The organism is Mesorhizobium sp. M2E.F.Ca.ET.219.01.1.1, from assembly GCF_004016445.2.
Taxonomy (GTDB): Bacteria; Pseudomonadota; Alphaproteobacteria; order Rhizobiales; family Rhizobiaceae; genus Mesorhizobium.
Genome location: NZ_SADT02000001.1, coordinates 1919871 through 1931943 on the forward strand (window position 1 = coordinate 1919871; position 12073 = coordinate 1931943).

At 64.3% G+C, this 12073-nt stretch carries 14 protein-coding genes; 4 read left to right on the plus strand and 10 right to left on the minus strand.

Features of this window, described 5'->3' with window-relative positions:
* Positions 1-109 precede the first annotated feature (109 nt).
* From EN862_RS09090 to EN862_RS09100, 3 genes are all read right to left on the minus strand, one after another.
* On the minus strand, positions 110-634 hold the full coding sequence (locus tag EN862_RS09090; protein ID WP_127863755.1) for a hypothetical protein: 525 nt from the start codon (positions 632-634) through the stop codon (positions 110-112).
* On the minus strand, positions 631-2862 hold the full coding sequence (purL, locus tag EN862_RS09095) for a phosphoribosylformylglycinamidine synthase subunit PurL (protein WP_127863756.1): 2232 nt from the start codon (positions 2860-2862) through the stop codon (positions 631-633). The genes EN862_RS09090 and purL overlap by 4 nt, the downstream gene beginning before the upstream one ends.
* Positions 2863-3009: 147 nt before the next feature.
* Complete coding sequence (locus tag EN862_RS09100) at positions 3010-4419, minus strand: PLP-dependent aminotransferase family protein (protein ID WP_127863757.1); 1410 nt, start codon at positions 4417-4419, stop codon at positions 3010-3012.
* Positions 4420-4510: 91 nt separating this feature from the next.
* Between EN862_RS09100 and EN862_RS09105 the strand changes: the two genes are divergently transcribed.
* Positions 4511-4759 carry a DUF1127 domain-containing protein gene (locus tag EN862_RS09105; RefSeq protein WP_127864032.1) on the plus strand — a complete coding sequence of 83 codons (249 nt, stop codon included), beginning with the start codon at positions 4511-4513 and terminating at the stop codon, positions 4757-4759.
* Between the two features lie 4 nt (positions 4760-4763).
* Here the strand turns inward: EN862_RS09105 and EN862_RS09110 are convergent, their stop codons facing one another.
* The 5 genes from EN862_RS09110 to purC form a co-directional block, all read right to left on the minus strand.
* The gene (locus EN862_RS09110) at positions 4764-5426 is read right to left on the minus strand and encodes a Pr6Pr family membrane protein (protein ID WP_127863758.1); all 663 of its coding nucleotides are present in this window, start codon (positions 5424-5426) and stop codon (positions 4764-4766) included.
* Between the two features lie 7 nt (positions 5427-5433).
* On the minus strand, positions 5434-5844 hold the full coding sequence (locus EN862_RS09115) for a hypothetical protein (protein ID WP_189400837.1): 411 nt from the start codon (positions 5842-5844) through the stop codon (positions 5434-5436).
* A gap of 38 nt (positions 5845-5882) precedes the next feature.
* Positions 5883-6551 (minus strand): phosphoribosylformylglycinamidine synthase subunit PurQ, encoded by a 669-nt coding sequence (gene purQ, locus EN862_RS09120; RefSeq protein ID WP_127863759.1) that lies wholly within the window; start codon positions 6549-6551, stop codon positions 5883-5885.
* Positions 6552-6553: 2 nt separating this feature from the next.
* Positions 6554-6793, minus strand: a complete 240-nt coding sequence (gene purS, locus EN862_RS09125; RefSeq protein WP_127863760.1) for a phosphoribosylformylglycinamidine synthase subunit PurS — start codon at positions 6791-6793, stop codon at positions 6554-6556.
* Between the two features lie 62 nt (positions 6794-6855).
* On the minus strand, positions 6856-7650 hold the full coding sequence (gene purC / locus EN862_RS09130; protein WP_042644540.1) for a phosphoribosylaminoimidazolesuccinocarboxamide synthase: 795 nt from the start codon (positions 7648-7650) through the stop codon (positions 6856-6858).
* Between the two features lie 276 nt (positions 7651-7926).
* Here purC and EN862_RS09135 point away from each other — a divergent pair, with 276 nt between their 5' ends.
* Together EN862_RS09135 and EN862_RS09140 are read left to right on the plus strand one after the other, a co-directional pair.
* Positions 7927-8247 carry a DUF1476 domain-containing protein gene (locus tag EN862_RS09135; RefSeq protein WP_095818554.1) on the plus strand — a complete coding sequence of 107 codons (321 nt, stop codon included), beginning with the start codon at positions 7927-7929 and terminating at the stop codon, positions 8245-8247.
* A gap of 109 nt (positions 8248-8356) precedes the next feature.
* Positions 8357-9130, plus strand: coding sequence for an HpcH/HpaI aldolase/citrate lyase family protein (locus EN862_RS09140; RefSeq protein ID WP_127863761.1), 774 nt, complete (start codon positions 8357-8359; stop codon positions 9128-9130).
* A gap of 7 nt (positions 9131-9137) precedes the next feature.
* On the opposite strand, the gene EN862_RS09145 is transcribed toward EN862_RS09140, so the two are convergent.
* Positions 9138-9695, minus strand: a complete 558-nt coding sequence (locus EN862_RS09145; RefSeq protein WP_127863762.1) for an alpha/beta hydrolase — start codon at positions 9693-9695, stop codon at positions 9138-9140.
* Between the two features lie 193 nt (positions 9696-9888).
* On the opposite strand from EN862_RS09145, the gene EN862_RS09150 reads away from it, so the two are divergent.
* Complete coding sequence (locus EN862_RS09150; protein ID WP_127863763.1) at positions 9889-10701, plus strand: VOC family protein; 813 nt, start codon at positions 9889-9891, stop codon at positions 10699-10701.
* 29 nt (positions 10702-10730) lie between these two features.
* On the opposite strand, the gene purB is transcribed toward EN862_RS09150, so the two are convergent.
* Complete coding sequence (gene purB / locus EN862_RS09155) at positions 10731-12038, minus strand: adenylosuccinate lyase (RefSeq protein WP_127863764.1); 1308 nt, start codon at positions 12036-12038, stop codon at positions 10731-10733.
* Between the last annotated feature and the right edge of the window lie 35 nt (positions 12039-12073).

Consider the following 12073-nt stretch of genomic DNA (forward strand, 5'->3'; position numbering starts at 1 on the left):
GCAAAATCCTGTCTCGTGCGCGGGCAGCTAGGCAGCACCGGTATGATCTGACTCGCGAGCCTAAAGCCTTTCCGGCCCGGATTGAAGCCGCTCCGTCCGCGACAGCGGCCTAAGAATTGTCCTGCTTCGAATGGACCACGCCGTCTTCGGTGATGTCATCGCGGGTCGAGAAGGCCCGGCCGAGGCTGAAAGTCAGCACATAGAGCGGGATGTTGATCAGCAGGCCGACGATCGGAAGATAGCTCGTCATTCGCCAGGCGGACGAGAAGAAGGGTTGGCCATAGCCGTCGCAGACCAGGGACGAGCCATAGTCCCAAGTCGCTCCGATGATCGCGGCAACGACGAAGAGCTTGATGCAGGTCGCGATTTGCCGTGCCCGCGCCGGCTCCGGCGCGAGCCTGTCCCACAGCACCAGGCAGACGACCGGAACCGCATAGATCAGGGTCTGCAGGACGAGCATCGGCAGCGCTCCGTTGGCTGCTGCCAGGAACTCGGCGCGAGTTTCCAGCCGCGGACAAACCTCGCTCGAGGTGGTCGACAGCAACAAGAAAACGAACGGGCCGAGGAACCAGAAGAAGAACAGGGACGGCCAGAAGACGACTGCGACCAGCGCCTTCGCAGTCAGCCTGGTCAACTGGCCTGGTCCATGAAGCGCGGGAACCAACCTTCATGGGCGGCCTTCAGCTCGCTCACCGGGATCGCACGGGCATCGCCGCATTTCAGCGTGCTGCCACCCGTGGTACCGATCCAAGGCGCGAAGATGCCGAGCTTGCCTTGCTCCTCGCAGATCCGGTCCCATTCCCCGCTTTGCGGATCGATCGACAGCGTCAGCAGGTAGCGGCCCTGGTCTTCGCCGAACCAGACCGGGATCGGATCGGTGCCGGTGAGCCCCGGGATGCTGGCGCCGATGCCGGAAGCCATCGCCATTTCGGCCAGCGCTATCGCCAGGCCGCCGTCGGAGATGTCGTGCGCGGCGGTCACGATGCCGGATGCAATCAGCGAGCGCACATGGTCGCCGACGCGCTTTTCATGCGCGAGATCGACCGGCGGCGGCGGACCGTCGGCGCGGCCGTGGATGTCGCGAATATAGATCGACTGGCCGAGATGGCTGCCCCAGCTCGGCGGCGCGCCGACCAGCACGATCATCTGGCCCTCGGCGGCAAAGCCGATGCGCGCCATCTTCGACCAGTCGGCGATCAGCCCGACGCCGCCGATGGTAGGCGTCGGCAGGATGCCGCGGCCATTGGTTTCGTTGTAGAGCGAGACATTGCCGGAGACGATCGGGAAGCCGAGCGCGCGGCAGGCATCGCCGATGCCTTTCACGGCGCCGACGAACTGGCCCATGATCTCGGGCCGCTCCGGATTGCCGAAATTGAGGTTGTCCGTGGCGGCAAGCGGCAGCGCGCCGGTGGCGGTCAGGTTGCGCCAGCATTCGGCGACGGCCTGCTTGCCGCCTTCGTAAGGGTCGGCCTCGCAATAGCGCGGCGTGACATCGGAAGAGAAGGCGAGCGCCTTGGTCGGATGGCCCTCGACGCGCACCACGCCGGCATCGCCGCCGGGGAGCTGCAGCGAATTGCCCTGGATCAGCGTGTCGTACTGCTCCCACACCCAGCGGCGCGAGGAGAGGTCCGGCCCACCCAGCATTTTCAGCAGCGCGTCGGCGACATCCGCCTTGGGCGCATCATTCGCGGCGAGCGGCGCCGGCTGCTTCGCCTCGACCCAGGGGCGGTCATATTCCGGCGCCTGGTCGCCCAGCTCCTTGATCGGCAGATTGGCGACCTCATCGCCCTGATGGATGACGCGGAAGCGCAGATCGTCGGTGGTCTTGCCAACGATGGCGAAGTCGAGCCCCCATTTGCGGAAGATCGCCTCGGCTTCCTCTTCCTTCTCGGGGCGCAGCACCATCAGCATGCGCTCCTGGCTTTCCGACAGCATCATCTCATAGGCGCTCATGCGCTCCTCGCGCACCGGCACCTTGTCGAGATCAAGCTCGATGCCGAGGTCGCCCTTGGCGCCCATCTCGACGGCCGAGCAGGTGAGGCCGGCCGCGCCCATGTCCTGGATGGCGATGACGGCGCCCGAGGCCATCAGCTCGAGGCAGGCCTCCAGCAGGCATTTTTCGGTGAAGGGATCGCCGACCTGCACGGTCGGGCGTTTCTCCTCGATCTTGTCGTCGAACTCGGCCGAGGCCATGGTGGCGCCGCCGACGCCGTCGCGCCCGGTCTTGGCGCCGAGATAGACGACCGGCAGGCCGACGCCCTTGGCCTGCGACAGGAAGATGGCGTTGGTCTTGGCAAGACCCGCCGCGAAGGCGTTGACCAGGATGTTGCCATTGTAGCGGGCGTCGAAATTGACCTCGCCGCCAACCGTCGGCACACCGAAGGAATTGCCATAGCCGCCGACGCCCGAAACCACGCCGGCGACCAGATGCCGGGTCTTGGGATGGTCAGGCGCGCCGAAGCGCAGCGCATTCATCGCCGCAACCGGCCGCGCGCCCATGGTGAAGACGTCGCGCAGGATACCGCCGACGCCGGTCGCCGCGCCCTGATAGGGCTCGATGTAGGACGGATGGTTGTGGCTCTCCATCTTGAAGACCACGCAGTCGCCGTCGCCTATGTCGACCACGCCGGCGTTCTCGCCTGGACCTTGGATCACCTGCGGACCGCTGGTCGGCAGGGTGCGCAGCCATTTCTTGGAGGACTTGTAGGAGCAGTGCTCGTTCCACATCGCCGAGAAGATGCCGAGCTCGGTGAAGCTTGGCTCGCGGCCGACCAGATCCAGAATGCGCTGGTATTCGTCGGGCTTCAGCCCGTGCGCGGCGATGAGCTCGGGGGTGATCGGCACGGAATTGGAAATGGTCATGAGCGGCGATTTTTGTCCGTGGGAGAGGGGAGGTTCTTTGAGTCTCCTCTTATCGCAAGCTTTCGCGCGATACACCCCCACCAGATAGGGAAAGCGCCAGAAAACTGCCACTCCGGTGATGCTTAGGGGCGGGGCTTTAAGGCTTGATCAGGAAAAACTGTCGTAGCCGGCGCGGCCCTCGTCGAGCAGGCGGCGGATGACGGCGACGCCGCCGGCGACATCGTTGCTTTGCCGCGGTTGCGATATGCCGAAGCGCACGCCGTGAAAGACCTGCTCGGAGCGCCCGGCCTTGAACTCGTCCTCGTCGTCGATGAGCACGCCTTGCGCCAGGCATGCGTTCTTGAAGGTGCCGGACAGCCACGGGTCCGGCAAGGTCAGCCAGACGAAGGGGACGCTGTCCCTTGCCTTGGTGTCGAACCCCGCCAGCACGTCGCGGACGATAGCAAGGCGCGCCTGGATTTCGGCAATGCAGCGCTTGCGGATATCGCCCGCCTGACCCGACATCACCAGCCGCGTGCCGACCTCGGCCAGCAGGAAGGGCAGGCCGCCGGTCATCATCTTGTGCGCGACACGGATGCGGTGGCGGTAGGCCGGCGGGCAGGAAAGCCAGCCGCCGCGCACGCCGGCCGCGACCGACTTCGACAGACCGCCGGCGACGATGGTGCGCTCGGGCGCATATTCGGCCAGCAACGGTGTCGGGTCGTCGGTGAGCTCGCCGTAAAGATCGTCCTCGATCAGCGCGACATTGTACTCGCGCGCAATCTTCGCGATCGCCTGCCGCCGCTCCGCCGACAGCGTCACCAGCGTCGGGTTTTTCGCGGTCGGCATCAGGAACATCACTTTTGGATGTTTCTGCGCGCAGACGCGCTCGAAATCATCCGGGTCAATGCCGTTGTCATCAGTCGAAACCAGCGCCGTGCGGCGGCCGATCAGCCCGGCGCTGCGGGCGATCTGCGAATAGGTTAGGTGCTCGAAGACGACATAGTCGCCGGGCATGGTCAGCGCCGCGATCGCCGCCATGACCGCGGCATGGGTGCCCAGCGTCGGCACGATCGAATCGGGCGAGGGGCGGAAAGCATTGCGCGCCAACCAGCGGCTTCCAGCCTCGTACCAGCGTTCGGGAAAATCACGCGTGTAGCTCGAGATATCGTACGGATGTTCCTGCGCGGTACGCGCCAGGATGTCGGCGATCACCGCACCCTGGCCGACATCGGGCGCGGCGGTGCTGTCGAAGCGCAGCTTGCCGCTCGGCACGTCGATGGGGCGTGTGCCTTGCAAGCCGGGCTCGACATCGGATTTCGGGGTCTCTGTACGCTGGCCGAGCACATAGGTGCCGCGACCGACCTCGCCGCTCACCAGGCCACGTTCGCGCAGCAACTGATAGGCCCTGCCGATGGTGCCGACCGTCGTGCCGATATCGTAGGCGAGGTCGCGCTGCGGCGGCAGTTTTGCACCGGCATCGATGACGCCCTTATCGATATCTGACTCAATGCTGTCAGCAAGACGCTGGTACAGGGGACCGGAGCCAGAGGAGAGGTCAGGGAGCCAATTTGTCATGGTGACAATTTTCTATATTGCACCGCGCGATGAGTCAATCCATATCGAACCGGCGATTGGAAAGGTACAATCGAGACAAGGCAGAACGACAATGGATACAATTGAGACAATTCGCTACGCTCGCCCCGCTTTTGGTGCGCAGGCTGAGCCCTTGGCCCATCGCGGCTTTGTCAGCCGGATGGTGGTTGCGCTCCGTTCCATCGTCACGCAGATCGGCGGCATGCTCGAGCGCCGGCGCGGCCGCCTCGCGCTGCTGGAGATGACGGACGAGCAGCTCAAGGATATCGGCATCTCGCGCTGCGACGCTCATCGCGAAGGCATCAGGTCGTTCTGGGAGTAGTGGCTTATCTTTGGCTCGATCGGACGCGGGTTGCGGGCTTTGCCCGCAACCGGCCGATGCCGTGATCGATCAGCACGGCAAGCACGCTCAATCCGATGAACAGCGCGGTGACGCCCGCAGCCGAAACGGCGACGCTGGCCGCGCCGTTCTTGGCGACGTCGAGGAACGGGTAGGGCACTTCGCCGGCGAAGGGCGCGCGTATCAGCGCGTAGGCGAGATAGGCGAGCGGATAGATCATCCACCAGGAGATATCGCGCCAGCGCGTCGAGCCATCCGCGCCCGCAATGAGCCACCACAGCACGAAGATCAGCGGCGTGACGTAGTGGAGCAGGATGTCGCAAAGCAGGAACAGGCCCTGCGGCTGCCAAAGCCCGGCCAGCACGGTCGCATAGACGATGAAGACCAACGTGATGGCGACCGCGACGCCGGCGCGCATGCGCTGCCCGGCGAAGGCCGGGAACCAGGCATAGCCTGTGGGCGATAGCAGCGAAGCATGCACCATCACGGCGGCTATGTTGGTCAAGATGGTGAAGAAGCTGAAGAGAAAGACGATCGAGCCAAGCAGGCTGCGCCCTGCCGCCATCGACGCCGGAATGGTGATCGCGGCCTGCAGGACGAGCCCTATAAGCCCGATAACCAGTCCCGCCTTCTGCAGGAACCGGCTCATGGCAGGTTCACGCGGCTGCCGCGCAGGACGGATTGCCGGCCTGCCAGCGGGCGATGTCGGAACCGATGCGCGCGCCGAGCGGCTCGTTCATCAGCGGCCCGAACACATCGACGCGGCTGGAATTGCCCTGCGCCTGCACTACGAGCAGTGGCTTGCCGCCATAGTGCTTGGCGGGCACCAGCAGGAAGCGCGGCGTGCCGCTGTAGGAATTGAGCTCATTGGCCATCTGGTAGGGCTTGAAGGCCGGGTCCTTGCTGGCGATCCAGCACTTATGCGCCGAGATCGCGACCTGTTCCATCGCAAGCAGCGAGGCGCTTTTGCCCGAGGGAACCGGCGTCGTCTTGGGGCTCGACTGGCAGGACGCCAAGCCGAGCCCGGCGGCGGCCAGGAGAGCAAGGCGAACAATCGTCGGTCTCATGGTCTGTCCGCCCCGCGTTCCGATAGGATGTTAAAGGATCAAGCCGCGAGGCCGAGCGCGCTTTCGAACAGCGCGCGTCCATCATTGCCGCCATGCGCCGCCTCGATCAGGTTTTCGGGATGCGGCATCAGGCCAAGCACGTTGCCCCTGTCATTGACGATGCCGGCGATGTCGTTGATCGAGCCGTTGGGGTTGGTGCCTTCCGCATAGCGGAACACGACCTGGCCTTCGCCTTCGAGCCGGGCGAGCGTCTCGGCATCGGCGAAGTAGTTGCCGTCATGATGCGCCACGGGTGAGCGGATGATCTGTCCGGGCCGGTAGCGGCGCGTGAACATAGTGTTGGCGTTGGCGATCTCGAGCTTGACCTGCCGGCAGACGAATTTCAGCGATGCATTGCGCATCAGCGCGCCGGGCAGCAGTCCCGCCTCGACCAGGATCTGGAAGCCGTTGCAGACGCCGATGACGGTGACGCCCTTGGCGGCCTTTTCGGCCACCGCCCGCATCACCGGCATGCGCGCCGCGATCGCGCCGCAACGCAGATAGTCGCCGAAGGAGAAGCCGCCGGGGATGGCGATCAGGTCGACATCGGGGATTTCTGTGTCGGTCTGCCACACCGTCGCCGGCGCCTGGCCGGAGATCTTGGTCAGCGCCACAATCATGTCGCGGTCGCGGTTGAGGCCAGGCAGGAGGACGACGGCTGATTTCATTGTCAGGCAATCTCCACCGCGTAATTCTCAATCACCGTGTTCGCCAGAAGCTTGTCGCACATGGCCTTCAGGTCGGCTTCGGCCTTGGCCTTGTCGGTTCCGGTGATCTCGATGTCGAACACCTTGCCCTGGCGAACCTGGCCGACACCGTCGAAGCCCAATCCGGAGAGCGCATGCTCGATCGCCTTGCCCTGCGGGTCGAGGACGCCGTTCTTGAGGGTCACGGTGATGCGGGCTTTCATCGATACTCCTAAGTGATGGATCAGGCGGTGGACCTGCCATTGCCCGGCAGGCCCGTCGGTATTCAGTGCTTCAGGCCCTTGGGCGCATCGGAAGAGGCGACGAGGACCGGACCAGTCGGGCGCGGCGGCTCGTTCTCGTTGATGATGCCGAGACGGCGGGCGACTTCCTGATACGCCTCGACCAGCCCGCCCATATCGCGGCGGAAGCGGTCCTTGTCGAGCTTGTCCTGGGTGGCAACGTCCCACAGGCGGCAGGAATCCGGCGAGATCTCGTCGGCGACGACGATGCGCATCATGTCGCCCTCGAATAGGCGGCCGCATTCGATCTTGAAGTCTACGAGCTGGATGCCGACGCCGAGGAACAGGCCGGAGAGGAAGTCGTTGACGCGGATGGCCAGGGCCATGATGTCGTCGATTTCCTGCGGGCTCGCCCAGCCGAAGGCGGTGATGTGCTCTTCCGACACCATCGGGTCGTCGAGCGCGTCGGCCTTGTAGTAGAATTCGATGATCGAGCGCGGCAGCACCGTGCCTTCCTCGATGCCGAGGCGCTTAGACAGCGAGCCGGCGGCGACATTGCGCACGACGACCTCGAGCGGGATGATCTCGACTTCCTTGATCAACTGCTCACGCATGTTGAGCCGGCGGATGAAGTGGGTCGGGATGCCCATGCGGTTCAAGTGGTTGAAGATGTGCTCGGAAATGCGGTTGTTGAGCACGCCCTTGCCATCGACCACTTCGTGCTTCTTCTTGTTGAAGGCGGTGGCGTCATCCTTGAAGAACTGGATCAGCGTGCCCGGCTCAGGTCCCTCATAGAGGATCTTGGCCTTGCCTTCGTAAATGCGGCGGCGATTTTTCATTTGATTTTTTCTCTGGGTCTGCGGGCAGGCGGCAAGTGACCGGTTCCTGTCCGTCTGCCTAAATTAGTATGGCGACGGCGGTGTTCAATGCCGGTGTTATCGCAATCGCCTGGTTTGCTCAATCGCCAAATCCGGCGAATCAACCGCTTTCGGGACTGAAATGCCGCAGCGCAGCATGCGACGAAGTATATTGACCGGGTCGCGGCCTTTTGATTTGTGCTTGCCCATCACACATATTCACCGCGAACGCGAATCGGATTTGATCGGAGGGACGTCATGAGCAGCATGAAAGACCGCGAAGAGGGCTTTGAGCGCAAATTCGTCTTCGACGAGGAACTTCGCTTCAAGGCCGCGGCGCGGCGCAACAAGGCGCTTGGCCTGTGGGCCGCCGAGAAGCTGGGCAAATCCGGCGCCGATGCCGAAGCCTATGCCAAGGAAGTGGTGGTCTCCGATATCGAGGAGGCGGGCGATCACGATGTCTTCCGCAAGATTCGCAAGGATTTCGATGCCGCCGGCGTCAATCAGTCCGACCATCAGATCCGCCGCACCATGGACGAGTTGATGGCCCAGGCGATCGAGGAGATCAAGAATGCCTGAGGCCGGCCTCTAGCTGGACCAATCGACCGCCCGGCCAAACCGGGCGGTTTTTCTTTGCCTTTGCCGTCGTTTCCGGCTGAAACTGCGGATTGTCACCAAGGAAAGTCCGATGTCGCTCAAATCCCGCCTGGCCGCCGACGAAACGCTGTTCACCGCCTGGTCCGGCGTGCCGGACGCGCTGACGGTCGAAATCATCGCCAAGCAAGGCTTTGACGCCGTCACCCTCGACATGCAGCATGGCGGCCACCACGAGGACAGCGTGCTGCGCGGCCTGGTGCCGGTGCTGGCCGCCAGCAAGCCGGCGCTGGTGCGCATTCCGGTCGGCCGCTTCGACATGGCGAGCCGCGCGCTCGATTTTGGCGCCGAGGCAGTGATTGCGCCGATGGTGAACTCGGTGGCCGACGCAAGGCAGTTCGCCGCGGCGATGAAATATCCGCCCATGGGCGAGCGCTCCTGGGGGCCGACCTACGCGTTCCCGCGCCACGGCAAGGGCGACCACGCCGAATGGCTGCGCGACTCCAACCAGCGCACTATGGCTTTCGCCATGGTCGAGACACGGGCGGCGTTCGAGGCGCTCGACGGCATCCTCGATACGCCCGGCATCGACGGCATCTTTGTCGGCCCGTCGGATTTCTCGATCGCCTGGTCGAACGGAACGACCGTCAATTCGACGCTGGAAAGCATGATGGAGACTGTCGCTTCGATCGCCGAGCGGACGCGCAAGGCCGGAAAGCATGCGGCGATCTACGTCATCGAGCCGGCAATCGCCGGCCGCGTCGTGTCGATGGGCTACCGGCTTCTGGCCATGGGCTCGGACCACACGCTGATCTCGCTTGGCGCGAAGACCTTGTTGAAGAGCATGCGGGATTCGATCGGCTCTTGAGGTCGGCCTAGGGCTGCTTCAGTTCCGTCAGGAACTTGGCGAAAGTCATCGAACCTTCCGGCCACGGGCCGAAGCCGGCGTCTTGGTTGAGGTGGCCGGCCTCGCCGGCGTCGATGAAGAGCGACCCCCAGGCGGCAGCGATGTCCTCGGCGATCTCGTAGGCGCAGAACGGGTCGTTGCGGCTGGCGATGACGATCGACGGAAAGGGCAGCGGATCGCGCGAATAAGGGCCAAAGGTCATCAGGTGCTTCGGCCTGATTTCCGGGTTCGAGACATCCGGCGGCGCGACGAAGAAAGCGCCGGCGACGGGCTTCTTGAACTGCGGGATGGCCTGCACCGCCGCCGCGACGCCAAGCGAATGCGCGACAAGCACCACCGGCCGCTCGGCCTCGTTCACGGCGTTCGCCACGCTCGCCGTCCAGTCCTCGCGCACGGGTTTGGTCCATTCCGCCTGCTCGACGCGCCGCGCCGTCGACAGTTTCGACTGCCAGCGGGTCTGCCAGTGCTCGGGGCCGGAATTGGTGTAGCCCGGTACGATGAGAATATCTGCGTCTTTGACTTTCATCGGGCCGATGTAGCGAGCGGCCTTCTCACCTGCAACCCTGTCGCCAAAATCGGTGCGATCACAATGGTGAACAACTTGTTCGATTCTTGCCCTCTTGTGTGAACGATAGCAATCGACGATTTGGAGGGGAACAAGAGCCGGCGGCCTGCAAATCCCATTTTGGGAAAAAGGCGTCGCCTGAACGGAGAGTTTGATGAGCGAACTGCCTTTTGCCGCGACCACCCCGGTTAGCGTGTCGCGTGTCGGGCTAAAGGCGCGCGACGCCGAGGGCCTGGCCTCCTATTACCGCGCCGTCGTCGGCCTGCAGGAGCTGAGCCGCGCCGACGGCGCGATCACGCTTGGCGCCGCCAACCGCCCGCTGCTGGTGCTTGAGCAGGATGCTTCGGCCAAGCCCGATGATCCGCGCAGCGCCGGGCTCTTCCACACCGCTTTCCTGTTGCCGTCGCGCGCCGATCTTGGCCGCTGGATCAGCCACGCCGCTGCCAACCGCATCGGCATCGAGGGCGCGTCCGACCATCTGGTCAGCGAGGCGCTCTATCTCACCGATCCGGAAGGCAACGGCATCGAGATCTATGCCGACCGACGCCCGCAGGACTGGAAATGGAACGGCTACAGGATCGCCATGGCGACCGAGCGGCTGAACCTGCCGGCGGTGGTGGGCAGCGTGCCGGCGGGCGATGCCGGATGGCAGGGCGCGCCGGAAAACACCATTGTCGGCCACGTTCACCTGCGCGTCGGCCGACCCGAAGATGCCGAGGCCTGGTGGCACGACGAGTTCGGCTTCGACACCGTCGCCAAGTATGGCAGCCAGGCGGTGTTCCTGTCGTCCGGCCATTACCACCACCATATCGGCGCCAATGCCTGGCAGAGCGCGGGCGCCGGCCGCCGCGATCCGTCCCGCGCGGGCCTCGCCTGGGTCGAGATGCGCTCGGATAATGTTCAGGAGGAGATAAGCCGTGAGGATCCTTGGGGCACGGTGATCAGGACTGTGCCGGGGAAGGCTTGATGGGGCGCTAACGCACGCCTTGCCTTAGCTTAGGCCTCCCCAAACACCCGCTTGAAGATCGTGTCGACATGCTTGGTGTGGTAGCCGAGGTCGAATTTCTCGCGGATATCGGCTTCGGAGAGGGCCGCGGTCACGTCCTTGTCGGCAAGCAGCTCCTCAAGGAAATCGGCGCCGTGCTCCCAGACTTTCATAGCGTTGCGCTGCACCAGCCGGTAGGCGTCCTCGCGTGACAGGCCGGCCTGGGTCAGCGCGAGCAGCACACGCTGCGAATGCACCAACCCTCTGAACTTGTTGAGGTTCTTCTCCATGTTCTCGGGATAGACGAGCAGCTTGTCGACGACGCCGGTGAGGCGCGCCAGCGCGAAATCCAGCGTCACCGTCGCGTCCGGCCCGATCATGCGCTCGACCGAGGAATGCGAAATGTCGCGCTCGTGCCAGAGCGCCACGTCTTCCATGGCAGGCAGCGCCATCGACCGCACCATGCGGGCAAGGCCCGTGAGGTTTTCGGTCAGCACTGGGTTGCGCTTGTGCGGCATGGCCGACGAGCCCTTCTGGCCCGGCGAGAAATACTCTTCCGCTTCAAGCACTTCGGTGCGCTGCAGATGGCGGATCTCGACGGCCAGGCGTTCGACCGACGAGGCGATGACGCCGAGCGTGGCGAAGAACATGGCATGCCGGTCGCGCGGGATCACCTGGGTCGACACCGGCTCCGGCTTCAGCCCGAGCTTTGCCGCAACATGCTCTTCGACATAAGGCTCGATGTTGGCGAAGGTGCCGACCGCGCCGGAGATGGCACATGTTGCAATATCCTCCCGCGCGTGCACCAGACGCTCGCGGCAACGCGAGAACTCGGCATAGGCCTGCGCCAGCTTGACGCCGAAGGTGGTCGGCTCGGCGTGGATGCCGTGGCTGCGGCCGATGGTGACGGTGTCCTTGTGCTCGAAGGCGCGGCGCTTTAGCGCCGTAAGCAAGGCATCGATGTCGGCGAGCAGGATATCGCTGGCGCGCGTCAGCTGCACGGCAAGGCAGGTGTCGAGCACGTCCGACGAGGTCATGCCCTGGTGGATGAAGCGGGCGTCCGGTCCGACAAATTCGGCGAGGTGGGTCAGGAAAGCGATAACGTCATGCTTGGTGACGCGTTCGATCTCGTCGATCTTGGCGACGTCGAATTTGGCCGCGCCGCCCTTTTCCCAGATCGTCCTTGCCGCTTCCTTCGGGATGACGCCCAGTTCGGCCAGCGCATCGCAGGCATGCGCCTCGATCTCGAACCAGATGCGAAAGCGGGTTTCGGGCGACCAGATGGCGACCATTTCCGGCCGGGAATAGCGAGGGATCATCCGATTTTCTGTCCTGCCTGGGAGAAGCGTCGGCC